This is a genomic window from Pseudomonas qingdaonensis (assembly GCF_018398475.1).
In the GTDB taxonomy this organism is placed as follows: Bacteria; Pseudomonadota; Gammaproteobacteria; order Pseudomonadales; family Pseudomonadaceae; genus Aquipseudomonas; species Aquipseudomonas palmensis.
The window spans coordinates 1,769,030-1,794,919 of sequence record NZ_CP074676.1 but is presented as its reverse complement, the minus strand read 5'-3'; the positions used below and the strand labels follow the sequence as shown (position 1 = coordinate 1,794,919).

18 protein-coding genes are annotated in these 25,890 nt (G+C 63.2%); 1 reads left to right on the top strand and 17 read right to left on the bottom strand.

Annotated elements, in window-relative coordinates:
* Positions 1–172: 172 nt before the first annotated feature.
* On the bottom strand, positions 173–1,591 hold the full coding sequence (gene fleQ, locus KH389_RS08390) for a transcriptional regulator FleQ (RefSeq protein WP_235384250.1): 1,419 nt from the start codon (positions 1,589–1,591) through the stop codon (positions 173–175).
* Between fleQ and KH389_RS27280 the strand changes: the two genes are divergently transcribed.
* On the top strand, positions 1,538–1,726 hold the full coding sequence (locus tag KH389_RS27280) for a hypothetical protein (RefSeq protein ID WP_229590459.1): 189 nt from the start codon (positions 1,538–1,540) through the stop codon (positions 1,724–1,726). The genes fleQ and KH389_RS27280 overlap by 54 nt on opposite strands.
* Positions 1,727–1,820: 94 nt before the next feature.
* On the opposite strand, the gene fliT is transcribed toward KH389_RS27280, so the two are convergent.
* The 16 genes from fliT to flgG all read right to left on the bottom strand — a co-directional run bounded on the left by fliT (position 1,821) and on the right by flgG (position 25,860).
* Positions 1,821–2,117, bottom strand: a complete 297-nt coding sequence (fliT, locus tag KH389_RS08385; RefSeq protein ID WP_043861799.1) for a flagellar protein FliT — start codon at positions 2,115–2,117, stop codon at positions 1,821–1,823.
* 9 nt (positions 2,118–2,126) lie between these two features.
* Complete coding sequence (gene fliS, locus KH389_RS08380; RefSeq protein ID WP_043861798.1) at positions 2,127–2,522, bottom strand: flagellar export chaperone FliS; 396 nt, start codon at positions 2,520–2,522, stop codon at positions 2,127–2,129.
* 133 nt (positions 2,523–2,655) lie between these two features.
* On the bottom strand, positions 2,656–4,065 hold the full coding sequence (gene fliD / locus KH389_RS08375) for a flagellar filament capping protein FliD (protein WP_078480281.1): 1,410 nt from the start codon (positions 4,063–4,065) through the stop codon (positions 2,656–2,658).
* Positions 4,066–4,137: 72 nt separating this feature from the next.
* The gene (locus KH389_RS08370; RefSeq protein ID WP_043861796.1) at positions 4,138–4,503 is read right to left on the bottom strand and encodes a flagellar protein FlaG; all 366 of its coding nucleotides are present in this window, start codon (positions 4,501–4,503) and stop codon (positions 4,138–4,140) included.
* 72 nt (positions 4,504–4,575) lie between these two features.
* Positions 4,576–5,424 carry a flagellin domain-containing protein gene (locus KH389_RS08365; protein WP_054915638.1) on the bottom strand — a complete coding sequence of 283 codons (849 nt, stop codon included), beginning with the start codon at positions 5,422–5,424 and terminating at the stop codon, positions 4,576–4,578.
* 268 nt (positions 5,425–5,692) lie between these two features.
* Entirely contained in the window at positions 5,693–6,634 is a 942-nt protein-coding gene (locus KH389_RS08360; RefSeq protein ID WP_054915639.1) for a ketoacyl-ACP synthase III, read from the bottom strand.
* 238 nt (positions 6,635–6,872) lie between these two features.
* Complete coding sequence (locus KH389_RS08355) at positions 6,873–10,448, bottom strand: glycosyltransferase (protein WP_213607210.1); 3,576 nt, start codon at positions 10,446–10,448, stop codon at positions 6,873–6,875.
* A 37-nt stretch (positions 10,449–10,485) separates the two neighbouring features.
* Positions 10,486–11,649, bottom strand: coding sequence for a dTDP-4-amino-4,6-dideoxygalactose transaminase (gene rffA / locus KH389_RS08350; protein ID WP_058542058.1), 1,164 nt, complete (start codon positions 11,647–11,649; stop codon positions 10,486–10,488).
* 219 nt (positions 11,650–11,868) lie between these two features.
* Positions 11,869–14,655, bottom strand: coding sequence for a glycosyltransferase (locus KH389_RS08345; RefSeq protein ID WP_213607209.1), 2,787 nt, complete (start codon positions 14,653–14,655; stop codon positions 11,869–11,871).
* A 57-nt stretch (positions 14,656–14,712) separates the two neighbouring features.
* The gene (locus tag KH389_RS08340; RefSeq protein WP_213607208.1) at positions 14,713–18,270 is read right to left on the bottom strand and encodes a glycosyltransferase; all 3,558 of its coding nucleotides are present in this window, start codon (positions 18,268–18,270) and stop codon (positions 14,713–14,715) included.
* A gap of 70 nt (positions 18,271–18,340) precedes the next feature.
* Complete coding sequence (locus tag KH389_RS08335) at positions 18,341–19,924, bottom strand: flagellar hook-associated protein 3 (RefSeq protein WP_213607207.1); 1,584 nt, start codon at positions 19,922–19,924, stop codon at positions 18,341–18,343.
* A 13-nt stretch (positions 19,925–19,937) separates the two neighbouring features.
* A complete protein-coding gene (gene flgK, locus KH389_RS08330) occupies positions 19,938–21,977 on the bottom strand; it encodes a flagellar hook-associated protein FlgK (RefSeq protein WP_213607206.1) in 2,040 nt (679 codons plus the stop codon).
* Between the two features lie 10 nt (positions 21,978–21,987).
* A complete protein-coding gene (flgJ, locus tag KH389_RS08325; protein WP_043861789.1) occupies positions 21,988–23,193 on the bottom strand; it encodes a flagellar assembly peptidoglycan hydrolase FlgJ in 1,206 nt (401 codons plus the stop codon).
* Between the two features lie 10 nt (positions 23,194–23,203).
* Positions 23,204–24,313, bottom strand: coding sequence for a flagellar basal body P-ring protein FlgI (locus KH389_RS08320; RefSeq protein WP_054915656.1), 1,110 nt, complete (start codon positions 24,311–24,313; stop codon positions 23,204–23,206).
* Between the two features lie 12 nt (positions 24,314–24,325).
* Positions 24,326–25,021: a flagellar basal body L-ring protein FlgH gene (gene flgH / locus KH389_RS08315; protein ID WP_043861788.1), complete on the bottom strand. Its 696-nt coding sequence runs from the start codon at positions 25,019–25,021 to the stop codon at positions 24,326–24,328.
* A 53-nt stretch (positions 25,022–25,074) separates the two neighbouring features.
* Positions 25,075–25,860 carry a flagellar basal-body rod protein FlgG gene (gene flgG, locus KH389_RS08310; protein WP_043861787.1) on the bottom strand — a complete coding sequence of 262 codons (786 nt, stop codon included), beginning with the start codon at positions 25,858–25,860 and terminating at the stop codon, positions 25,075–25,077.
* Between the last annotated feature and the right edge of the window lie 30 nt (positions 25,861–25,890).

Here is a 25,890-nt window from a genome sequence, read left to right as displayed (position 1 = left end):
CGGTATGTTGCCAGCGGTATAGCAATAGACGTGCCGGATACTTTGACGGGGGGTTGCCAGCAGCAGCGGCGCGCCGCCCAAAGCCAGCAAGGGCAGGCTTTACAGCCCTGTGGAAAATAGGGGTATTGCGTTCGGCAGGCCCCGGTCGGGGCCTGCCGGCAGGAAGCAGGCGTCAATCCTCCGCCTGTTCGTCTCCATCGCGACGGCTCATGCCGTACTTGCGCATTTTTTCCACCAGCGTGGTGCGGCGGATGCGCAGGCGCTCTGCGGCACGCGCCACGATACCGTTGGCATCGTCCAGCGCCTGCTGGATCAGGCCCTGCTCGAGGCTGCCCAGGTAGTCCTTGAGGTCGAGACCTTCGGGCGGCAACATCGCATGGTTGCTGAAATTGGGCGTATGGCCGTTGATTGCCACGCGCTCTTCCAGGTCCGAGCGGAGGCTGTCGACCAGTTGCTCGTCTTCATCATCGACGTAGCGGAACTTCTTCGGCAGCTCGGACACGCCGATCACGCCATACGGGTGCATGATCGCCATGCGCTCTACCAGGTTCGCCAGCTCGCGCACGTTGCCCGGCCAGCCATGGCGGCACAGCGACATGATCGCGGCGGAATTGAAGCGGATCGACCCCCGCTTCTCGTGCTCCATGCGCGAGATCAACTCGTTCATCAGCAGCGGAATGTCTTCGACCCGCTCACGCAGCGGGGCCATCTCGATCGGGAACACATTGAGGCGGTAGTACAGGTCTTCGCGAAAGCTGCCCACCTCGATCATGCTCTCGAGGTTCTTGTGAGTGGCGGCGATGATGCGCACATCGATGCTCTGGGTCTTGTTGCTACCCACACGCTCGAAGGTGCGCTCCTGCAGCACGCGCAGCAGCTTGACCTGCATCGGCAGCGGCATGTCGCCGATTTCGTCGAGGAACAGGGTGCCGCCATTGGCCAGCTCGAAACGCCCGGCACGGCTGGTGATGGCGCCGGTGAACGCCCCCTTCTCGTGACCGAACAGTTCGCTTTCGAGCAGCTCGGCCGGAATCGCGCCGCAGTTGACCGGCACGAACGGCGCTTCACGGCGCTTGGAATGGTAGTGCAGGTTGCGCGCGACCACTTCCTTGCCGGTACCCGACTCGCCGAGGATCAGCACGCTGGCGTCGGTGTCGGCCACCTGCTGCATCATCTGGCGCACATGCTGGATGGCGCGGCTGGTACCGACCAGGCTACGGAACAGGTTGGGCTCGCGCTGACGACCGCGCTCGCGGGCCTGGTCGTACATCTCGCGATAGACCTGGGCACGGTGCAGCGAATCGAGCAGCTTGCTGTAGCTGGGCGGCATCTCCAGGTTGGAAAGCACCCGGCGGCGCAGGTCCTCGGGCAACTCGGCAGAAGATATTTCACCCAACAGCAATACCGGAAGGAACTCATCCCAGGCAGCCACGGTCTTAAGCAAGCCCAAAAGGCTTGCCGGAGCGTTCACGGTGCCGACCAGGACACAGAGTACTTCACGGCTGGATGACAACGACTGAACGACCTGCTGCCAATCGTGGCTGGAGCAGGAAAGATTTTCTTCGCCAAGAAAATTCAGCACCACCGCCAGGTCGCGGCGGCGAGCGTCATCGTCATCGATCAGGAGAATTTTGGTTTCACGCCACATGCAATCGAAACTTCCCTAGTCAACTCGACACCCAATGTGGGCATGCTCGACATCCATTCCGACTGGAGCGGTCAGTGATCGGACGTCTGAAATTAGAAAACAGCCACTAGTTAAGTCAAAAAATCGTACACAGTCAAATTTATGGCGCACTGCATTTTCGAACCGTCCAGCGTCAGCTGAACAGATGGTATACCTTTGCGGCGTTTTTCGCTTGGCGGATCTGCGTCATCTCGTCGACTATTGTTTGACGTTCACCACTTGCAACATCAATTAGTTGGCGGTAGACGTCGAGCAATTCCTCAAGACTGGTGCGCAGGACCTGTTCGTTGGTCGATGCCTCGGCCAGTACGTCCTCGACGCAAACACGGCAGCTCAGGTCCAGTTCGGTGATCGTTTCCCAGTCGCGGCTGGCCAATGCCCCGAGCAGGGCTTCGCGGGTTTGTTCGATACGTTCGAGCACGGCACTCATGGCGTTCTCCTAGACGTCGGCGACCTGATCGCCGATCGCGTCCCAACCTTCCTTGACGGTAATCAGCAGGCGTGCGACTTCATTGAGGATCTCCGGGTCGTTCTGCACGTTGGCCTCGACCAGGCGCCTGCTCATGTAGGCGTACAGCCCATCGATGTCGGCCAGTGCCTCGGCCTGGTTTTCGAGGTCGAGCCCTTCGCGCAGACCGCCGATGATCCCGATGGCCTTGCCGATCAGGATGCCCTTCTGGGCCAGGTCATTGCGCGCGATTGCACCTTTGGCCTGCGCGATGCGATCCAGCCCGCCCTGCATGAGCATCTGCACGAGACGGTGCGGGCTGGCCTCGGAGGTCTGCGCCACGCCGTTGACTTTCTGGTACTGCCGAAGGGCCAACATAGGGTTCATGTTCTACCTCGTAACAAACGAAAAGGTTCATATACCGCCTGTATCGCCTGCGGGTCAAAAAACTTTAACCCCGAAAACGAAAAGCCCGGAGCACCCGAAGGGGTGCTGCCGGGCTTTTTTGCGGCCCCTGCTATCAGGAGTTCTTCTGCTGCGCTTCGATCGAGGCGAACATCGAGGCAATGTTCTTGCGCTGCGCCTCGAGCTTGCCGACCAAGGTATCCATGGCCACGTAGCGTTTGGTCAGCGACTCGGTCAGCGACGCAATGCGCCGATCCAGGGCCTCCTGCTGGTTCTCGAGGTCTTTCTGCAGCCTGTCCAGGCCGTTCTTGCGCGAGTCGAGAATGCCACCGGTCTGCAGGTACGGTTCGATCGCCTTGTTCATGTGCGCGAACACGCCATTTTTACCGGTGAAGAGCTCCTGCACGTCGGCACCGAGCTTCTTGTCCTTCATCGCTGCGTCGTACTTGACGGAGTTGAACTCGAGGGTACCGTCCTTCTGGGTGTTGATGCCCAGCTGGCTGAGGGTGGTCAGGCGGGTACCGTCCGACTCGGTCGCCAATTGGCTGCGCAGGTCGCTCAGCAGCGAACGGGTGGTCGGGTCGTTGGTCAACGGGCCCAGCACGGTGTTGCCATCGGCATCCTTGCTCACGGAGGTCAGGTTGGTGACCGCCTTGATCAGGGTGTTATAGGCATCGACATAGGCCTGCACCGATTTTTTCAGGCCATCGGTGTTCTCACCCACCGTAACCTGTACAGCCTTGCTGGCGTCGGGGCCGGTTGCCTGAAGCAGGTCCAGGCTGATGCCACTGATGGCACCGGTGACGGTATTGCTCTTGCTCGTGACCGGCAGGCCGTCGACGTACAGTTTTGCGTCCTTGGCCGGCTCACCGATGTAGCCGGCACCGTCACCATCCATCTTCTCGCCCGGCGCGATCTTGAGCGCGTCGATGGTGCCGTCGACGGAAATGTCCGTACCCTCACCGGTCTTGGTCGAACTGAACACCAGGCGCGAACCGTCTGCACCATTGACCAGGTTGGCAGTGATGCCTTTCTCGGACAGCGACGAGTTGATGGTGTCGCGCACGGACTGCAAGGTTGCACCAGGGCCGACCTTGACGGTGTGGGTGACACCGTCCTGGGTAATCAGCAGGTCACCTTCGGGAATCGGCGTGGTGGCGCCGGTGTCGAAGTTCTGGCTGGCCACCTTGGACGAGGTGGCCAGGTTGTCGACACGGATCGTGTAGGTACCAGGCACCGCGGTATTGTTGGAGGTTGCCTTGATCGCGGCGTCGTTGCTGGACGTTGCCGCATAGGCATTGAACGACGGCGCGAGGGGATCATTGAGTTTCTTCATCGCCGCCTGATAGACAGACAGCGCGCTCTTGAGCGATGCGACACCAGAAAGCATGGCCGAGTTGTTGGCAGTCTGGCGTTTGATCTGGTTGGCTTTCGGATCGGTTTCAGACGCCACCAGCGTGCTGACGATCTTGTTGATATCGACGCCAGAACCCAGACCGGTGCCCGGTAAAATTGAACTCGCCATTGCTATTCCCTCTTGGTTGCGCGCCGCCCCTAGCCGATCAAGGCTAGCGAACGTGCTGCTCGGACGCCAGCATCAGACCTTGGCGTTGAACAGCAGGCTGTTAACATCGCTCAGACTGTGGGCAATTCTCAACGCCTCTTCCGAAGGAAGTTGGCGGATCAGCTCACCGGTTTCACTGGCGATGACTTTAACTACAATTCGGCCGGATTCTTCATCCGTGGAAAATTCGAGATTGCGACGCGACGAGGCGAGAAACTTCTCGATGTCCTTGAGCGCGTTCTTGACCTTCTCAGCTTCGGTCAGGCCGCTGTCGGCGCTTTCCTTCGCTGGCTTGATGGATTCGACAGCCTCCACGGGCTTGACCGCAGGGCGCTCGGTGGGCTGCTCCACAGGCTTCGCAGCCTGGTAGGACAGGTTCAGCTTGACGCTCATATCCATGCCAACCACCTCTCAATGCAAAAGGCGGGGGAGCGCCACAGGTGCACTCCCCCGCCGATAACCATCAGGCGATTACTGAAGCAGTTTCAGTACGGCGGATGGCAGTTGGTTGGCCTGGGCCAGAACCGAAGTCGAAGCTTGTTGCAGAGTCTGCTGCTTGGTCAGCTGAGCGGTCTCGGCAGCGAAGTCGGTATCTTGTACACGACCACGGGCAGCGTCGGCGTTTTCGTTGATGTTCTGCAGGTTGTTGATGGTGCTGGTCAGACGGTTCTGAACGGCACCCAGTGCAGCACGGCCTTCACCGATGGTCTTGACCGCAGCATCGATCGCGTCCATTGCAGCCGAGAAGTTGGTCTCGGCAGTGGCGCTGTCGCTACCGGCAATGGTGATGGCGTTGGTGATACCCAGGTCGCTGGCCAGGTACTTGCCGGTCAGGTCGATGCTGATCTGGTTGATGCCACCGGTTTCCGAACCGACCTGGAAGGTCATGGTGCTGGCGGAACCGTCCAGCAGGTTCTTGCCGTTCAGCTGGGTGGACTGAGCGATACGGGTCAGCTCGTCACGCATCTGGGCGAATTCGGAGTTCAGCGAGTCACGGTTGTCCGAATCGTTCGAGTCGTTTCGCGATTGCAGAGCCAGTTCACGCATACGCTGCAGGATGTTGACCTGCTCTTGCATCGCGCCTTCAGCGGTCTGGGCGATCGAGATACCGTCGTTGGCGTTTTTGATTGCCATGGTCTGACCGCGGATCTGCGAGGTCATACGGGTAGCGATCTGCAGGCCAGCGGCGTCGTCTTTGGCGCTGTTGATTTTCAGGCCGGAAGACAGGCGAGTCATCGAGGTGCTCAGGGCGTCGGAAGCGCGGTTCAGGTTTTTCTGAACGTTCAGCGACGTGACGTTGGTGTTTACGGTTAATGCCATGACGAATTCCTCGTTTGTGGGTATTGCGGCTTCCGGCCCTGGCAAGCGCCGGGTGTGGCCTAGAGAACCTTCGTAATAGTTATCGTCGTCTGTGCAGGTTGCTTTAGGGGTTTTTTGAAAATTTTTACTGGCACCCTGCCACTCCAATGAAATCAAGGGTTTGACGCCAGCTTTATGGCCCCTGCGGCACAGCCTTGGTTGTGGCATACCGCAAAGGCAAAAAAAAGCGCCACCTTCAAGGCAGCGCTTCTGTAGACGGGAGGTCGGTTCAGTCCCGACGCTCGATGATTGCCGAGCCCCACGACAGGCCCACGCCAAAACCGCTCAAGGCCACACGCCTGTGCTGGGTGCCCAGTACGTGCTTTTCCAGCAGCAACGGAATGCTCGAGGACACCGTGTTGCCGGTCTCGACCATGTCCTTGACGAATTTCTCGATGGTTTCGGGCTTGTCTTCCTCGAAGCGGCGCGCCACGGCATCGACGATTGCCGCACTGCCCTGGTGAATGCAGAACAGGTCGATGTCGTTGGCCCCCAGGTTGCTCGCCTCGAGCAACTGACGCAGGTGCGCAGGTACCTTGAGCAACGCGAAGTTGAACACCTGGCGACCGTTCATGAAGAACACCCCGTCATTCACCTTCAGGTGCTCTGCGCCGCCGCCGTCGGTGCCAAAGCTCGATTTGCCCAGTTGCCAGGCCGCGTCCTCGCCCATCCAGGTGACCGTGGCAGCATCACCGAACAGCATGGTGGTGTTGCGATCTTCCGGATCGACGATCTTGGAATAGGGATCGGCGGTGATCAGCAGGCCGTTCTTCAGCCCCGCCGCCTCCATGAAGCCCTTGATGGCATAAAGGCCGTAGACGTAACCGGAACAGCCCAGGGAAATGTCGAAGGCCGCCACATGGGTGGGCAAGCCAAGCTTGTGCTGGACGATCGCGGCAGTGTGCGGCAACCCTTCGGCGTCGCCGTTCTGGGTGACCACGATGAGCACATCGATCGACTCCGGGGACAACGAAGGATTGGCAGCGAACAGGACCTTGGCGGCCTCTACACACAAGTCCGAGGTCTCCTGACCTGCCTCCTTGCGCGGCAGAAAGGTCGAACCGATCTTGCCCAGAATGAAGTCCTGATCCTTGCCGAATTTCGCACCCTGGGCGTAATTGTTCAGACCCTCGACAGGTACGTAACTCGCGATACTTTTGATGCCAATCATTGTGGCTTCCCGATAGATATGCGGATTTTCACGGGCCTCACTCCCCTGCAGGCAAGGGATCTCACGCAGCGCCGCTCCAGGCCACCTGCACCGCCCGCTGATTCATTAGCTTAGAGATGCACGTTTCGACTGCCAAGTCACGGCATTGTACGCGAACCAGGGCGATGCTTGTGCACAGCACTTCACGGTCACGTGAGGACGGCCAGGTCGGGAAGGCCCGACCGCCCTGCAAAACCGCTCAGCCCGCCAGCCAGGCCGCGCGCCACAGCGCCAGGCGCTCGCCCTCGAGCAGCCAGTCGCGCCGCACGCTGGCCTGCAGCACCTCGCCCAGGCTGGCGGAAGCCTGCGGGTCGCCCAGGTGCAGGCGGATCGCGGCCAGCCAGTCGGCCGTGGTGTTGGCCACGCGGGTCAGCGGCAGCACATCGACACCGGCAAAGCCCGGCACATTGCTGCAGATGATCGGGTAGCCACAGGCGGCGTACTCCAGCAACCCCGGGTTGCCCGAGCAGGCATTGAGCAGGCTCTGGGCCATGGGCGCCAGCGCCAGGTCCAGGTTGAGCGCGGCCAGCGCTGCGGCCTGCCGTTCGGGGGCGACGGCGGCGTGTACCTCCTTCATGTAGGGGCGCAGGGCCTCGGGGCAGTCGCCCAGCGCCACCCACTCCACCTCCGCGGCCAGCGTCCTGACCACATCGACCAGCAGGTCGGCATCCACCGCCCCGGCCCAGCCGACACGGGGCTTGCTGCCCATGCCACGCTTGCCCTGGAGATTGCGCCACCATCGGCCCGGCAAGCTGGCCTCCAGCACACGAATATCGTCGTGCTGGCCTGCCAGCAACTCGGCCAGCGCGGGCGCAGGCACGATGATGCGATCGGCGAGGATCACCGCGCTCTGCAAGCGCTGGCTGATTTCGTCGGCGCCAAACCCGGCATGCGCGCCCTGCAAGCGCATCTGCGGGAGGTAGCCGTCCACGTCGAGCACCTTGAACGCCCGCGAGAACGCCCGCAGGCGCCGCATGGCCAGCAGTTGCGCGTCATCGAGCGGGCGCTGCAGCAGCACGGTGTCCGGTGCGTAGCGCTCCAGCTCCACGGCAGACAGCAGGTGCGGCGTGACCAGCCCGTCCACCCACCCCGCCTCGCGCAGCGCCTTGAACGGCTCGACGATGCGCTGCTGGCCGGCGCCCTGCAGGTCGGCCGGGTGAGCCAGCAACATGGGCAGCGGGTGCCAGCTTTTCAGCGGGTTCCACACCAGCGAGTTGCTCGCCCGGACAAAGCCACCCGGCACCTGCAACGACAGGTTGGCGTTGTATGCCGGATCGCGGGCCAGGCGTGGCAGCCAGCGGGCCAGCAGAGCGTCCTCCTGCTCCGTGGTCGCCGCGTCGCGCTCGCAAGCGTCCATCAGCAATTGCACATGGGGCGTCCAGACGTTCAGGTAACCGGCCTCCTGCAGCCTCAGGCACAGGTCGACATCCACCCAGCGGGCCAGCAGCGGATCTTCGGCAAAGCCGCCGGCCTCAAGGAACAGCGCCCGGCGCAGCATCAGGCATTCGCCACTGAGCGCCGAACAGTCCTGATCGACCTGCAGCCGCCCCATGTAACCGGCCTGCTGATGATCGACCCCGTCGAATGCCGAGCCCACCAGGCCGGTGAGCCCCAGCACCAGGCCGGCATGCCGGACCTTGCCGTCGGCCGCCATCAGCTTGGCCCCCACCGCGCCCACCTCGGGCCGCTGGGCGTGATTGAGCAATTGCTGCAGCCAGTCGCGCGCGAGGATCCCCGCACGCGCATCCAGCCACAGCAGGAAATCGCCACGGGCCTGCTGCGCCGCGTGATTGCACATGGCAACCCGCGACTGGCCGGCAGCATAGTGCAGGACCTGAATCTGCTCACCGCCGATCTGCTCGACCATCGCCAGCCATTCACGGGCAGCCTCGTCCAGGGCAGACGGCGCCAGCAACAGCACTTCGAAGCCGCCAGCCAGCGCCGTGTTCTCCAGCAAGGTTTCGATGCAGCGCTGGAAGTGGCCGACGCTGCCTTCCAGGGCGATCAGGATACTCACCGAGGCGGCCTGGGCATGCCCGTAATCGAGACGATAACGGCCCGGCAACGACGCCAGCACCGCGACCTGCCCCTGCGTGTAACCGCGGGCCTGCAGGTGGCGTTCCAGCACCGCGCGCTCGTGGGCGCAATCACGCAATGGCAGGGCCTCGCCGATCAGCAACGGCTCGGCGACATGCCCCACGCAGCCCAGGCCCTGCTGTTCGACCAGGCGCAGCTGGTACTCCAGCTCGAACGCCCGAGCGCAGTCGAGGGCGAAGCCGCCCCGTTGCAACAAGGCCTGGCGCTGGTACAACCAGTGCCGCGACAGGCTTGCCGGGAAACTCAGCAGCAGGTCGAGGTTGAAATCCGGTCGCAGTGCGATGTCGGTGCTGCCATTGGTCGCGCGCATCGCTTCATCCGCCATGTACGCCAGGCAACCGGCCTCGGCACCGGCCAGCTCGAGTGCCGCGATCAGCAGGCCCGAGGCCGTGAATTCGACGCCCGCCTCCACGATCAGAAACCAGTCGCACCGGCTGTGCTGCAGCGCAGCATTGATCGCTTCAGCTTGCCGCTCCCGGGTACAGGGCACATGCTGCACCTGCGGGTCGGCCAACGACTGGTTGCCAAGCACGCAGACCTCAAGGTGCGGGTACAGGCAGCGCTGCGTACCCAGGCTGGCCAGGGTGGCGGCCAGGCGCTGGCGATCATCAGCGTCATCCAGCACAAGCACACCGATGACCGGCATCGGCTGGCTGTCGAGGCGCTCGTTGATCAGGCGCAGCTGCTGGGCATCAGGGTGGCGCTCGCGCAACCAGGGCAGCACGCCCAGGTTCAGGTCCGCCGCTTCGAGCGCGGCCGCGGCCTGGGTCTTGGCAATGAACGTATCCAGCTGCTTCCAGAACGGCAGCGTTGCCAGCACGTAGCGCTGCAATGCCCCCTCCACCCCTGCCCTGGCGGTGGCCAGCGCGTCCGGCTGGTCAAGCAGGGCAAAGCCGGCGCTGCCAAGGAAGCCGGTTTCGAGAAACGCCTGGTCGACACCACTACCGGGCATGAAGATCACCGGGCAGCCACACAGCACGGCGATCACGCAGGTCATCGACCATTCGTAGCTGTACATCACCTCGGCCGAGCGCAGCACCTGGGCCAGTTCATGAAGCGGCAGCGCATTGGCGATGCGCAGCAGCTGGATACCCTCGGGCAACAGCGAGTAGTCGATCTGCTCCAGGGGATGACGGTTCTGATACAGGTAGCAACCCCTGCGTGGCGTGCCCGCCGGCGGCGCCTTGAACAGGTCGATGTCGAGCACCGGCAGGCCCAGCAGGTCGGGGTTGGCGTGGCCGCGTTTTTCAGCCAGCGCCGGGCCGTAGTAGAACAGCAGGTCGGTGGGCGCGGCCTCCATCGACTTGCCGTTGATCAGCCCTTCGAAGTTCAGCAAAAAGCGCGAAACCACCCTGCGCCCCAGCGGGTTGCCGACCACCACCTCCGGATACACGGCGATGGCCACCTTGCCCTGTTGCTGATGCCGCTGCTCGGTGGCGGCGTCGAGCAGCGGCGTCTTCAGGTTGGGGTTGACCACCTTGGGCCCGCACAGATACGCCTCGCGCCCGTTCAGGTTGAGCACGTGACACAGGTAGTGCAGCGACACGATGCCCGAGGAGGTGTCCCGGTAGTCGGGCGCCATGATGTAGTAAGGGTGTTCGGGTTTGGCGAACATCAGGGTGTGTCGAAACAACGCCTGCTCAAGGACCTGCGCGTCGACCTGCGAGGCATGCGACATGGTGAAACTCCAATCTCTGATTAGGGGCGTGCTGCTGTCAGCGCGAGGCGCTCGAAGGCTTGTCCTGGAAAAAGCGCGCGATGCACGCACACACATGCGCCACCTGGCGGCTACGCATGTCGGAAAACAACGGCAGGCGCAACAGGCGCTGCGAGACATCCGTGGTGATCGGCAACTGGCCGCTGCTGCGCGCATAACGCAGGCCTGCTGGCGAGTCATGCAATGGCACATAGTGGAACACCGCATTCACCCCATGCTCGCGCAGAAACGCGATCAACGCCGTGCGCTCTTCGACACTGCGCATCAGCAGGTAGAAGATGTGCGCGTTGGCCGGCTTGTCGTCCAGGGTACGCGGCAGCTGGAACAGACCATCGGCGGCCAGTGGTCGCAGCAGGCTGAAATACTTCTCGTACAGGGTCCGACGGTGCTTGTTGATGCGCTCGCCATGCTCGAGCTGCGCGTACAAAAATGCGGCCGTCAGCTCGCTGGGCAGGAACGACGAGCCGACATCCACCCAGGTGTACTTGCTCACTTCGCCGCGGCTGAAGGCCTTGCGGTTGGTGCCCTTCTGCCAGATGATCTCGGCCCGCTCGACCAGCCGCGGATCGTTGATCAGCAGGGCACCGCCCTCGCCGCTGATGACGTTCTTGGTTTCGTGAAAGCTCAGGCAGCCCAGGTGCCCGATGGTGCCCAGGGCGCGCTTGCGGTCGCGGGCCAGGATCGCCTGGGCGGCATCCTCGATCAGGAACAGGCCATGCTTTTCGCAGATCTGCGCCAAGACATCCATGTCGCACGGCTGCCCGGCGTAGTGCACTGCCACCACCGCCTTGGTCTTGTCGGTGATGGCCGCCTCGACCAGGCGCTCGTCCAGGTTCAGGGTGTCGTCGCGAATGTCCACGAACACCGGTACCGCACCGCGCAGCACGAAGGCATTGGCCGTGGAGACAAAGGTGAAGGACGGCATGATGACTTCGTCGCCCGGCCCGACGTCGGCCAGGATCGCGGCCATTTCCAGCGCAGCGGTGCACGAATGGGTCAGCAGCGCCTTTTCACAGCCCAGGTTGTTTTCCAGCCAGCCCTGACACAGCGTGGTGAATTCGCCGTCCCCCGCAATGGAGCCGTTCATGACCGCCTGGGCAATGTAGAACAGCTCTTTGCCAACCACGAACGGCTTGTTGAAAGGGATAACCTGTTTGCTCACGGTAACGCCTCCATCGCACGGCCCTGGGGCCGGTACGATCTGTGTAGGTTTTTCAGGCGATCACAACGGCGCACCTGCGGCTCGAAAAGCCCGCCCGCCCTGCGATGGCTGTCAATAAACTGCCGTACCCCGGCATGATCCTGACGCGGCGCTCATGCCTGAGCGGGTCGGGCACAAAAAAGCCGGGTACGAAACCCGGCTTTTGCAAAACCCGCGCCATCAGCCCAGGTCGGCGAGCCACTCCAGCACCGGCGAACCACCGGCAGCGACCGAGCGCGACACATCGACACCAAACCGGCCGTCGATGATCACCCGGCTGCTGAACGCAGCCGGCCAACGGCCTTCCAGCGCCTGGCAGGCCTGGGCATCCGGCATCGGCACTTGGTCGCTGAGCAACTGCGCCTGTGGCGCCCAGATCACCAGCAGGCCTGCATCGGCTGCCTTCAGGCACAGCTCGATGTCGGCACCGCCCTCGGCAGACAGGCCATCGCACTGCTCGAACAGTGCCTTGCGTACCATAAGGCAGTCAGCCGACACCGCCGCACAACTGCGGACCACGCCCGACCACAGCGACGCCTTGCTGTCGCGCGTCGACACCCCCAGCCAGGGCGACTGCACCTGGGCGCCGGCAAGCAGTTCGTAACCGGCATGGCTGATGGCGGCTTCGCGGTCCACCAGACGCGCACCCACCACGCCCACTTCAGGGCGCTGGGCCTGGTTGAGCAGGGCTTCGATCCAGGCCGGCGTCACCACCTGGCAACGGCTGGAGAGCAGCACCAGGTACTCGCCACTGGCGTTGACGGCAGCCAGGTTGATGAGCTGCGAGGCTGACTGCACGTGTTCGCCGGCCAGCAGCTTGACCCGCCCGCCAAACCCTTGCAGCGCAGCGACCGTGAGGTCTGCCAGGGTGTCGCGGCAGGCCACCAGCACTTCGTAGCGCGGGTAGCGGGTACGCTGCAGCACACTGGCCACGCAGGCCTTGAGTTGCTCGAGGTCATCGTCGGCCGCGATCAGGATGCTCACCAGCGGCGTGGACTGATGGCGGAAGTCGATCTGCAACTGCCCCTCGCCTGCATCATTGACCTGGCCACGGTAGCCCAGCGCCGCCAGGTGACGGTTGAGCGTGGACAGCGCGTCCTGGGCCATGCCCTCACGCCCGCCCCGACCGATCACCAGGTACTCGTCCATGTGTGCCAGGCAGTTCAGGCCGTTGTGCTCGACCAGACGCAGCAGCAGGTCGAACTCCACCGCCTGCGGGTAGGTTTCGCTGTAGCCGCCCAGTTCGACCACTGCCTCGCGACGTACCAGCCAGTGCTGCGACATCAGGTCGGGACGGCTGCGCAGCAGGTCCAGGTTGCCACCCTGGCGCACCACGCTGACCAGACGCCCGTCGGAGTCGCGCTGCACTTCGTTGGCGCAGATGGCCAGGCAGCCCGGGGCTGACGCCAGCTCCACCTGCAGGCGCAGCAAGCCGCCCACGGTCAGCAGGTCGCCGGCCTGCAGCAGCAACAGCCATTCACTTGGTACCTGACGCGCCACCTGGTTCAGGTGGGAGACGAAATTGCCCGGCGTGACCTGGATGAAATGCAGGGTATCGCGTGGCGTGGTCACCACCGGCGGCTTGCCGGCCTTGAGCACGACCAGCTTGAAGTCGCGCAGGCCACTGGCCAACAGGCTGTCGAAGGTGTTCTGCAGTGCGCCGTTGTCGTCTTCCAGGTCGACAACCACGAAGGCGATCTGTGCAGCACGCTGCTTGCTCAGGTGGGCGACGATACGCTGCTGGGTGGCGGCGTCCGGCGTGGCAGCGGCAATCGACTCCTGCACCAGGCCCGAGGCGGTGGCCCTGAGCCACGCGGCCGGGTCGATGCCCGGCAGACCATCCAGGCGTTCCAGCCATGCCTGCAGCTCGCGGGCATCGGCCTGGACGTCCTCATCCACCAGGGTCGCAAGCAGACGGCGGCAAACCTCGGGGGTGAACACCCCCAGGTCCAACGCTTGCCAGTAGCGTGCCCTCAGGGTATCGACGGTGTCGTTGGGGTGCTCGCGCAACAGCTCGAACTGGCTCACCCAGGTACCCTCGACCGCCTGCCGATGGGCCTGTCCGACCGGCCAGGCGTGCAACAGGAATTCCAGACCGGTCAGTACCTCGAACAACGGCGCATTGTAGTAAGGCAGCTCGACAAACTGGCGCGGCTCGAACCTGCGCTCGGGCGCTGCATTCATGCCGCTCCAGGTGGAGGTGAACAGCAGATCGGTAGCAACACCACCCTGGGTGGCGCCAACGAACCGGTCGATGACGGTGAAGCCCTCATCGTCGGCGCATAGCCGAAGGTGGTCGGCGTCCCACTGGCGCAGCACGCGCACCGCACGCACTCGCTGCTCTTCGCGTTCGACCTGGCTCAGCCGGCTGTCGGCGTACTGCACCAGCGCATCGGTCTGGTCCAGCCGCTTGAGCGCGCCCTGGCCGAGCATCGAGTACGACACCACCACCAGCCAGGTATCGAAATCGAGCCCGGCGGGCAAGGTCGACAGCACAGCCTGCAGCGTCGGTACTCGCACGAGCGCACGCCAGGCCGACTGTCCGCTGGCGGCATACTGCTCGATGGCAACACGTGCGTTTTCGCCAACGGTGGCATCAAGTGCATCGCCGATCTTGTGGTAGGCCACCTGCTTGCTGCCGGGGGCGTAGCCCAGCACGTAGCCCTGGGCCAACTGGCACTGCGGGTGCGCATGAAGATGCTCTGCCGCAGCCTCCAGGGCCTGAACACGGACAAAGTCGGTATCCAGCGCCAGGCTCACGAACGGCGTTGCAAGCTGCGAAAGCAGCGCCTGCAGCCCCTGGGTGCAGGCATCGCCAGTCAGGTTCGACGAGGCGTGCTCGACCACTGCACAGGCGAGACCCTGCGCCTTGTAGTAATGCAGTGCGCGCTCGCGATAGCCCTGCTCTTCATGCCCCAGCAGCACGACCGTAACGTCTTTGCCCAACCCGGTTGCGTTGTCAGTCATAAAGCACCTACCTCTGTTGTTGGATGCCCGGCCAGGCGACTTGCCGGCCGGTGGAGGTCAATCGGCCAACCAGCCGTTGGCCCATTGCTGCAGATTGTGTGTATTGAGTACGTAGTCACGCAGTACCGCTTCGCGTAGCGCATCGCCCTGGCGATAACTGGCCTGCGGATCTGCCAGGTGCATGCGGATCGCGTCCAGCCACTGCTCGGTGGTGTTACTGGCGACCCGCGTACAGGGCAGGTAACCACCGTAGGCCTTGGTCTCGGTGCAGATCACCGGGAAACCGCAAGCACCGTATTCCAGCAGGCGCAGGTTGCTCTTGCAGTCGTTGAACAGGTTCTGCTCGAGCGGCGCCAGCGCCAGATCGAGGTTCAGGCCCGCCAGCTTCTGCGGGTACAGGTGCAGCGGCACGCCGGCATGAAACTCCTTGATGTAGGGACGCAGCAGCGGCGGGCACATGCCGAAGAACACCCAGTCGACCTCATTGGCCAAGGTCTTGACCACCTCGGCCAGCAGTTCGAGGTCGCCGCGGTGGCTGGTGCCGCCCGCCCAGCCGACACGCGGACGCGCCGACGTCTGGCGGCGCCCCTTCAGGCCGCCCCACAACGAGCGCGAGAGCATGTTGGGGACCACGCGAATATCCCGGTGCATGCTCGACAGCGCGTCGGCCAGTGGCTCGGTGGAGACCACCACCCGATCACACAGGGCGATACCGCGGCTGACCATTTCGCGCATGTTGCCGGGCATGTTGCGCCGGTGTTCATTCTTCTCGGGCACATCGATGATGTAGTCATCGATCTCGTAGATGCGCCGAGCCGAAGAAAGTCTCTGAATGCGCGCCATCTCCTCAAGCGAGCCGGTGGTATAGCGGCACTGCAGGATGATCACATCCGGCTTGCAACGCTCAAGCTCCACCATGCTCGGCAGCACATAGTTCAACTGTCCCTGTATCCAGCCGGCCCGTTCCAGCTCCTTGAACGGCTGGCTGACGCGATAGTGTCCGACCGCAGTGGTGTTGATTGGCAAGGCCATGACAAAAGGCAGCACCGGCTGGATGAACGGCACCCATCCCTCGCGCAGGCCCGGCTCCAGGTTGAAACTGGCCATGCGCAAGCTGAGGTTGTGGTTGTACGCCGGGTCATTGGCCACGCGCGGCAGCCAGCGCTCGTAGAAGCTGTCCTTGTGCTGCTCGTCCAGGGCCACCGTCTGCGAGGTGGCCTTGGCAACCACCGCAAAGGGAGTCCAGACGATCAGATAGCCATGGTCGCGCATACGCAGGCAAAGGTCGGCATCACTCAAGCCGGTCGAGAAGGTTTCGCCGTCCAGACCGCCAAGCTGGTCGAACAGCTCGCGACGTACCATCAGGCAGACGCCACTCACGGCGCTGTAGTTCTGCACGCAAGCCAACCGATTCATGTAGCCATTGGCGTCTGCGGGCTGGCCGAAAAACGGACTGCTGGCAACACCGTGCAGCCCCAGCACCAGGCCTGCTCCGGTCACGTTGCCAGTCTGGTTGCACAATTTTGGCCCGACGATGCCGACCTCTGGACGCTGGGCCTGACCTACCAGTTCATCAAGCCATTGCGCGTCGAAAAACACGCAGTCCGAATCGAGCAACAGCAGGTAGCTGCCACGTGCCTGCAGGCTGGCCTGGTTGTAAAGCGCCGGGCCATTCGCCGAGGCTACCGGCACAATGCGCAACTGCTCGCTGCCAAGCCCCTGCATTGCAGCCAGCCAGCCTTGTACCGGCATCGACTCACGACCACTGACAGCAATCAGGATCTCGTAGTTGCGGTAGGCGGTGTGCTCGAAAATCGATTCGACGCAGCGCGTCAGTGCCTTTACGTCATCGCCTGCGGCAACGATGATCGACACCGCCGGCGTATCGGCATGTCGATACTGCACGTGGGCAAACATCGAGCCTTCGGCGCTGACCACCTCGGCCTCGACGCCCAGGCGTGCCAGATGCGCACGCAGCACCCTGGGTGCCTGTACGGCACAGGCCGCTTCCCGCTGCCAGGCCTCATAGCCGTAGCGACATTGCACCAGCAGCTCGGCGACATGCCCCACCGCGCCCAACCCCTGACTCTCGACCAGTTTCCAGAGCATGTCGTGGGGGGCCAACGACTCGAACTGCGGGTCGAAACCGCCCTGCTCACGCACCCGGGCGGTATCGAAGGCCAGCAGCCTGCCTACGTAGGGAACACTGCGCATCAGGTCCAGGTTGAAGTCCGGCTTGAAGATCGGCTGGCTGGGCTGCAGGTTGTCGTGGGTGCCTTCATCGGTGTACAGGCACGCGCAGTCGGGTTGCAGTGCCATGCGCTCGGCCATGATGACCAACGCATGCGGGTGCAGGCAGTCGCCTGCACGCAGCAGGAATACCCAGTCACCCGCCCCATCGCGGGTCACGCAGTCATTGAGCTGCTCGATGGCATGGCCCTGGGCGTGCACCTGCACGAACTTGGGGTTCAACGGTTGCAGCGCTGCCGGGCCCAGCACGCAAATGGCCGCAGCGGCATAGGACTGTTGCTCAAGGCTGTCCAGCGTGGCCTTGAGTGCCACGCCATCGTCTTGGGCAGCGAGCACCAGCACGTCGATGCGCGGGCGACGCGGCCATTGCGCAATGCGCTTGGGCAGCAGGTCAAGCTGCGCCGCCGACAATACCCGACACCCCAGCCACTCGCCGTACAGCTCGGTGAAGCTCAGGCTGCTGGTGCCGACCTGTTGCTGAAAACTGGCGACCTGGCGCGCATACAGGCGCGTCAGCTCGAACTCTTCCCAGGCCTTGTCAGCGCCGGCGGTGTAGAGCTCCAGTGGTATGTGCCGCACCCAACCGCTGGCCGGCGCCGGTTCACTGGTGCGCGAGGCGAGCATCTGGCGCAACCACTCGCTTTCGGTAGCGAAAGCCAGGGTCATGCTGGGGTGATGGCTCAAGCGCCCGGGGTGAACGCGCTCCAGGCTGAGCATGGTGTTCAGGTAGGCCAGGTGGCCACGGCGCAGCAGGCAGATGAACAGCGCTTCGACCAGACGCGCACGAAACCCTTCGCCCTCCTGCACCAGCTGCGGCAAAAAGTCCTGAACCTGGGCACGGCGCAACAGCGCATGGCTGATACCCCCAAACAGGTTCGGCAGGTTGCTTTCGAGCGCCTCCAGCAGGTCGCCGCCGTTGATCAACGCGCTGGTGGGGGAAATGATGCAGTTGGCCTGGCGCATGGGCAGTACCGTTTCGTCCGCCGCGCATATCAGCCGATGGTGAACCAGCACATTCACATCCGGGCAGTCGAGCATCACCTGCACCGACTGAGCGATGCAGTCACTCACCAGCCAGTCGTCATCGCAGAGAAACTTGATGAATTCACCCTGCGCCTGCTCCAGGCACATCAGCACATTGCGCGAAAAGCCCAGCGTCGACGGGTTGCGCACATACCGCAGCGCGCACGTGGCCTGGCCTGCCCACAGGTCGAAAATCGCCTTGATCTCGTCACCCTGGCTGTCGTCGCACACGACCACTTCCACGTTGGCATAACGCTGGGTAATGGCACTGTGCAGGGCGCGACTGAAGAACTCGGGGTTGAACGCGGGGATGGCGATGCTGACGAGCGGCAGTTCGTTCATTGAGATAGACCTGGAGAAAACCCCGGGGGCGACTGAGCGCCCCCGGGTGGGTACTGCAGAAAAGGGTCAATCAGAGCCGGTTGAACAGCCCGAGCGCGGCCAGCTTGCTGAAGGCCAGTTGCGAGGCTTGCAGCATGTTCTGCTGAAGCGTGAGACGGATCATCGTCTCGGCAGGGTCGGCGTTGCGGATCGAGTTCTGCGTGATGGTGTTGGCCGACTGCAAGGCTTCGTTGGTTTCTGCCTGCACATCCAGTGCCGCACCGCGTCCACCGATGGAGCTGATGGATTCGGCGATCTTGTCCGCTGCGCTGGCCAGGTTGGAGATAGCCGAGTCCATCGACGCGAGGAAGTTGCGGCGGGCTGTCGGATCGTTGTCGACAGGTGTCAGCAGCGCGGTACGCAACTGATGGATGGTGTCGAGCACGTTCTGGTTCTGGTGGTTGTTGACCTGCACCGAGTACTGGTCGCCATCTTTCGGAGTACCAGTGAAGGTGAAGTCGACGCCGGCCACACGGGTCGGGCTGACGGTGGTATCACCGCTGCCCACAGGACGGCTGTCGGCAGTCATCGGCTGCGCATAGACATCGAACGTGGTGTCGCTGGTGAACTTGACGATCGCACCGCCACCGGGGAACGCAGCGTCGTATTTTGCCTTGTCCGCGATCGACAGGCCGCTGAGCTGGCCGTCGGGCGACACGTTGCCGGGGCTGCGGGTGCCGGTGATTTCGTCGGGCTTGGAAGCGAGGGTGAACTCGTGCCCGCGCACCGCGTCGTCAGCGGCGGTGGGGTCGGTCAATTCGTTGCCCTGCAGGCCGACTTCCATGCGGATGTCGACGCCGCGGAAATTGATGGTGGTGTTGCCGCCCTTCGGGTTGAAGACCCCGCCATTGGTGGCTTCCAGGGTACGGTCGACGTTGTTGACGTCGGTGATCTTGAATTCGGTGGCGCTGACGAACTCGATCTTGTACGGCTCGCCGCTGCGGAACAGGTCGTTATAGGTCGAGCTGCCGGAGACCTGGCCATTGGACAGGTTGACACGCACGTCGGCCGGGTTGGCAGGCGCGGTCATGGTGGTCTGGCTGCGGCTGGTGTTTAGCGCCTTCTGGAACACGTCGTAGCCGGTCTCGTTGGTGGCCACGCTGAGCATGTCACCGACCTGCAGGTTGGTGGTGCTCTGGTCGCCCTTGTACGAGTAGGTGCCATCGGCATTGCGTTCGAACGGCTGGGTGTCACCACGCGAACCCGAGAAGATGTACTTGCCGTTCTCGTCGCGGCTGTTCATCAGACTGAACAGTTGCTCTTCGAGCTGCGACAACTCCTGCTCGTTGGCCTTGCGATCGTTGTCGGTCATGTTGCCGCTGCCGGCGCCGATCGCCAGCTCCTTCACCCGCGACAGCACATTGGTGATGCTGTTGAGGGTGGCCTCGGAGGTGCCCAGGCTGGAGCGTGCACTGGAGATGTTGCCACTGTACTGGGTGATCAGGTTGTTCTGCTGTTCCAGTTGCAGCAGGCGCGCGGCACCGACCGGGTCGTCCGCGGCGGTACGTACGCGCAACTGGTCACTGGCCTGCTGCTGGGACTCCACGGCCTTGGCGAAGTTAGCCTGATAGTTGGAGGTGCTGGTCTGGTAGAACTGGGCGGTGGAAATGCGCACGATCTACGACTCCTTAAAGGCTGTTGATCAGCGTGGTGAAAATTTCCTGCGCGATCTTGATGATCTGCGAGGAGGCCGTGTAGTACTGCTGGAACTTGATCAGGTTGCCGGTTTCTTCGTCCAGGTCGACGCCGGACACCGAAGCGCTGGCGGCTACCGCAGACTTCTGCAGGGCGCCGGTTGCCTCGGTATCGAGCTTGGCCTGGGCCGCCTTGCCGCCGACGTTCTCCACCAGCTTGCCGTAGGCATCGGTCAGGCTGATGCCCTTGCCGTTGGGGCCGACGTCGACGGTGGCCTTGGTCTGCAGATCGATCACCGCCTGGCCGTTGCGGTTGTCGGCAGAGCCGGCACCGGTCATGCCCACCGTGTAGTTGTCGCCCTGCTTGGGCGAACCGGCCACGGTCATTTCAAAGGTGATGTTCTTTTGTGGCGTACCCACCGGGTTGCCGCTGGCATCGACCATCGGCACGTTGATCTGCAGCTTGTTTTCCTGGCCCGGAATGATAGTACCGCTGCCGATTTCATCGCCCTGGGCGTTGTGGATCTTGTAGGTCTGCGGGTTGGTGCTTTCATCACCGAACACCAGCTTGACCGGCGTCGAGTACTTCAGGCCGTTCTGCAGCTCGGTGCGCTGGGCCGAGTCGTAGATGTCGATCATCGAAGTCAGGTTGGGCTGACCGATGATGCCGGTGCCCTGGTTGCCTGCACCGCTGGTGCCGGTCAGCGGCGCCGCCAGCGCGATGCGCTTGGGGTCGGTGAGCACGGTGTCGAGGCTGCCCGCGGCGCCGCGGGTCGGGGTGATCTTGAACGAGTCGCCCTTGCTGGGCAGGCCACCGTTCATTTCCAGGGTGAAACCGTCGATCACCGGCGGTGGCGTCTCGTCCAGCTTGTAGGAGCCCACTGCAGTGCCACCCGGGAGCCGGGTGACGGTGTAGTTGTTGTCGTCGGTAAAGGTCACCTGGTAGTCGCTGGTGGTCAGCTTGCCGGTGTCCTTGATGTTGACGTTAAGGCTGCCGGTGGCGGCGTTGTTGCCCGCCTTGGCGATGCTGCGCTGAGCCATCATGGTGGCGTTGTTGATATCGTTGAACAGGGTCGCGCCGAAGTCACCGTTCTTGTCGATACCTTGCGCCAGCTGGCTGTTGATCCGGTCGGCCACCACCAGGGCCACACGGCCGAGTTCGTTGAGCGCCGGTTCCAGCACGTCATTGCGGTAGGTGATCAGGCCGCCGATCTCGCCACCGCTGACGCTGTTGGTGATATCGATCTTGGTGGTGCCGCGGTTGAGCACCAGGTTGGAACGCGTCGGGTCGGTCGGGCTGTTCACCGTCTCGAGGGTGTTGGTGGTCTTGCCGAGCACCAGCGACTGGCCGTTCTTGAGGTACACGTCGAGGTTGCCCTCGCGCTCGACCACATCCACGCCCACCAGGTTGCTGAGCTGGCGCACCGCTTCGTTGCGCTTGTCGAGCAGGTCGTTGGGGCTGCCCTGCAATGACGACACGCGGGAGATCTGGTCGTTGTAGTTGGCAATGGTGGCCGTCAGGTTGTTGACCTGGGTGGCCATCGACGACAGGTTGCCGTTGATGTTGGTGTTCTGCTGGTTGAGCTGCGCGGCGATGGTGTTGAAGCGCTTGCTCAGTGCCTGGGCGCTGGTCAGCAGCAACTGGCGCGAGGCGTCTTCGGTCGGCTTGGCGCCAGCGCTCTGCAGGGCGGTGAAGAAGCTCTGCAGGGCGCCGGTGATACCGGTGTCCTTGTCCGACAGCAGCTTGTCGGTGGGGCTGACCTGGTCGAGAAAGGCGTTGGCCTCGCTGCTCAGCGAGTTGGTGGTACGCAGCTGGTTTTCCAGGAAGTTGTTGTACACGCGGCGCACATCGGCCAGCGTGGTGCCGGTGCCGATGAACACCTGGCCTTCGCGGATCGAACTCTTGGAGTTTTGAATGTTCTGCTGGCGCGAGTAACCAGCGGTATCGACGTTAGCGATGTTGTTACCCGTGGTGTGCATGCCCGATTGGGCAGCGCTGGCACCGGATAAGCCGATATTGATCAAACTCGCCATAATTCAAACCTTATAGTTTCGTTGTAGTAGCGACAGCTGCGTAGCTCTCGTACGACTTCATCTGTTTTGCGATCTGCGAGATCTTGCTGGCGTAGTCCGGATCGGTTGCATACCCGGCCTTCTGCAGCTCTCGCACAAACTGTTCAGGCTTATCGGCCGCATTTACCGCATCTTTATAGCGAGCATTGTTTTGCAACAGGCTCACCAGGTCGTGGAAGCTGTCCTGGTAGGAGTCATAGGAACGGAACGCAGCGGTTTCCTTGACGAACTGCCCGTCACGGAACTCGCTGGTGATCGCACGTGCCTGATCGCCTTTCCAGTTGCCGGTGGCCTTGATGCCGAACAGGTTGTGGCTGCTGCTGCCATCGGCCTGGCGCATCACCGATTTGCCCCAGCCGGTTTCCAGGGCGGCCTGTGCCACCAGGTACCGCGGGTCGATGCCGATACGCTTGGCGGCCTGCTCGGCCATCGGCAGCATGGTGGTAACGAACTCGTCGCTGGAATCGAACGCGCGCTTGGCCGGGGCCAGTGGCGGCTGCGCCACGGCACGTCCGTAGATACGCATCGAGCCCGGCGCGGCAAAAGTCTGGGCCGGGGCCCAGTCGCCCTTGACCAGCGCATCGGTCATGGCCGTGGTGCGCTGCGGCAACGCGGCGGTATTGGTGGTGGCTGGCGTTCCATCTGCCGACGGCACGATACCGGCCAGCAGGCGATCGGTGAGCTTGCCGGGCAATGCCAGGCGCCGCGAATTGAGCGCCGCCATGTCGTTGCGGTGGCTGGTGCTGGCGGCATCACGCAGTGGCTCGGCCACCTTGGTCGCCCACAGGCTGCGCTGCTGCAGATCGACCCGCGGGAACGGGCTGCTGGCCGCCGCTGCAGCGTTGGTGGCCTTCTGCTTGGACAGCTGGCGCATCAGCACATCCTGCAGGCCGATGCCGCCGCCCTCGCGGGACATGCTCACCGCCAGCTGCTGGTCGTACATCTGCTGGTACTGCTTGGTGGTTTCGGTATTGAGCGGGTTGTCCTTGGCCAGCACATCGCTGGCCGAGCGCATCGACTTAAGCATCTCGTTGAGGAACAGCGACTCGAATTCCTGGGCGACCTTGCGCAGGTTGGCGTCGCTGTCGCGATCACCCACCTTGAGCGAGTTGAGGCGGTTGAGGTCGGTGTAGGCACCACTGTCGGCGGCACTGATGCCGCTTTTAGGCATATCCATGACCAGCCCCTCAGATCACGATCAGGTCGGCTTGCAGCGCGCCGGCCTGTTTGAGGGCTTCGAGAATCGCCATCAGGTCACCGGGGGCCGCGCCCACCTGGTTGACCGCACGTACGATCTCGTCGAGCGTGGTGCCCGGCCCGAACTTGAACATCGGCTTGGCTTCCTGCTCGGCGTTGACCCGCGAGCGCGGCACCACTGCCGTCTCGCCATTGGAGAACGGGCCGGGCTGGCTGACGATCGGGTCTTCGGTGATGGTCACGGTCAGGCTGCCGTGGGTGACCGCCGCTGGCGATACCTTGACGTTCTGGCCGATCACGATGGTACCGGTACGCGAGTTGATGATGACCTTGGCCACTGCCTGGCCGGGGTCGATCTCGAGATTCTCCAGGATCGACAGGTAGTCGACGCGCTGGCTCGGGTCCAGGGGCGCGGTGACGCGCACCGAGCCACCATCCAGCGCCTGGGCCACACCCGGGCCGAGCAGTTCGTTGACCTTGTCGACGATACGCTTGGCGGTGGTGAAGTCGGGGCGATTGAGGTTCAGGGTCAGGCTGTTGCCCTGGTTGAAGCCGCTCGGCACCGAGCGCTCTACCGATGCACCGCCCGGAATACGCCCGGCCGATGGCACGTTGACGGTGATCTTGGAACCATCACGGCCCTCGGCATCGAAGCCGCCCACCACCAGGTTGCCCTGGGCAATGGCGTAGACGTTGCCGTCGATACCCTTGAGCGGGGTCATCAGCAGGCTGCCGCCGCGCAGGCTCTTGGAGTTGCCGATGGACGACACGGTGATGTCCACCACCTGGCCCGGCTTGGCGAACGCCGGCAGGTCGGCGTGCACCGACACTGCCGCGACGTTTTTCAGTTGCACGTTGCCCGAGCCCGGCGGCACCTTGATACCGAACTGCGAGAGCATGTTGTTGAAGGTCTGCAGGGTGAACGGGGTCTGGGTAGTCTGGTCACCCGTGCCGTTGAGCCCCACCACCAGGCCGTAGCCGATCAACTGGTTGGTACGCACGCCGGAAATGCTGGCGATGTCCTTGAGGCGCTCGGCATGTACGCCGAACGCGGTGGACAACAGGACAGTCGCGGCAATCAGCTGCTTGATGTTGAACATGATCATCCGAACCTAGAAAGGCCAAAGCGGGCTGATGAAGAAGCGGTCCAGCCAACCGGGCTGGCTGGCATCGGCAAACGAGCCGGTGCCCGAATAGGTGATGCGCGCATCGGCGACCCGGGTCGACGGCACGGTGTTGTCGGTGGCGATGTCGTCGGCGCGTACCATGCCGGCAATACGCACCAGCTCGTCGCCGGTGTTGAGGGTCATCCACTTCTCGCCGCGTACCGCGATGATGCCGTTGGGCAGCACGTCGGCCACGGTGACGGTGATCGAACCGGTCAGGGTATTGCCCTGGGCCGCCTTGCTGTCGCCCTTGGTGGCGCGGTCGCCGCTGTAGCCGGCGCTGAGGCTCAGGTCACCGTCGCCAAACGGATTGTTGGTGTTGACCCCGGCACCGAACAGCGAGGTCAGGCCAAGCTCGGCCTTGCTGTTCTTGGCGATCTGCGAGTTGGCGTTCTTGCTCGCCTGGGTACGCTCGTTGAGCGTGATGGTGATGATGTCGCCCACCCGGAACGCCTTGCGGTCGCTGTACAGGTTCTGCTCGAAACCGGCCTGGTAGATGGAGCCGTTGTTGGCCGCTGCAGGCAGGGGTGTACGCGGCAACACAGGCGCGTAGTACGGGTCGTTGGGCTTTGGCGTCGGCGCGACGCAACCGGCCAGCAACACCACCCCACCCAGGGCGAATACGGACAACAAACGGCTCATGACTCTGACCTCACGGTGTAACAGGCGCCGCATCAGCGCCCCTGGGGCTTCACTTACAGGTTCTGGGTAACGAACGAGAGCATCTGGTCGGCGGTGGAAATCACCTTGGAGTTCATCTCGTAGGCACGTTGGGTGGTGATCATGTTGACCAGCTCTTCCACGGTGCTGACGTTGGAGTTTTCCAGGGTCTGCTGCAGGGTGGTACCGAAGCCGTTCAGGCCCGGCGTGCCGATCTGCGGCGCACCGCTGGCGGCGGTTTCCAGGAACAGGTTGTTGCCCATGGCCTGCAGGCCGGCCGGGTTGATGAAGTCGGCGGTCTGGATGTTGCCGATGATCTGCGCGGCCGGGTTGCCGGCGGTGGTGATCGATACGGTGCCGTCCTGGCCCACGGTGAAGGTCTGCGCGTCTGGCGGCACGACCACGGCAGGCTCGAGGGCGAAACCGTTGGCGGTGACCACCTGGCCATCGGAGTTCAGGTGGAAGGTACCGTCACGGCTGTACGAAACGGTGCCGTCTGGCTGCAGTACCTGGAAGAAGCCGCGACCGTTGATGGCCATGTCCAGCGGGTTCTCGGTGGTTTGCAGGCTGCCGGTGCTGAAGTTTTTCTGGGTGCCGACGATGCGCACACCAGTACCCACCTGCAGACCCGATGGCAGCTCGCTGTCCTGGGTCGACTGTGCACCTGGCTGGCGCTTGATCTGGTAGAGCAGGTCCTGGAACTCGGCACGATCACGCTTGAAGCCGGTGGTCGAGACGTTGGCCAGGTTGTTGGAAATGGTGGTCAGGTTGGTGTCCTGGGCGGACAAACCGGTTTTACTGACCCAAAGAGCCGGAAGCATGCTGTTCTCCTCGTGCGCCTGTTTTACGGC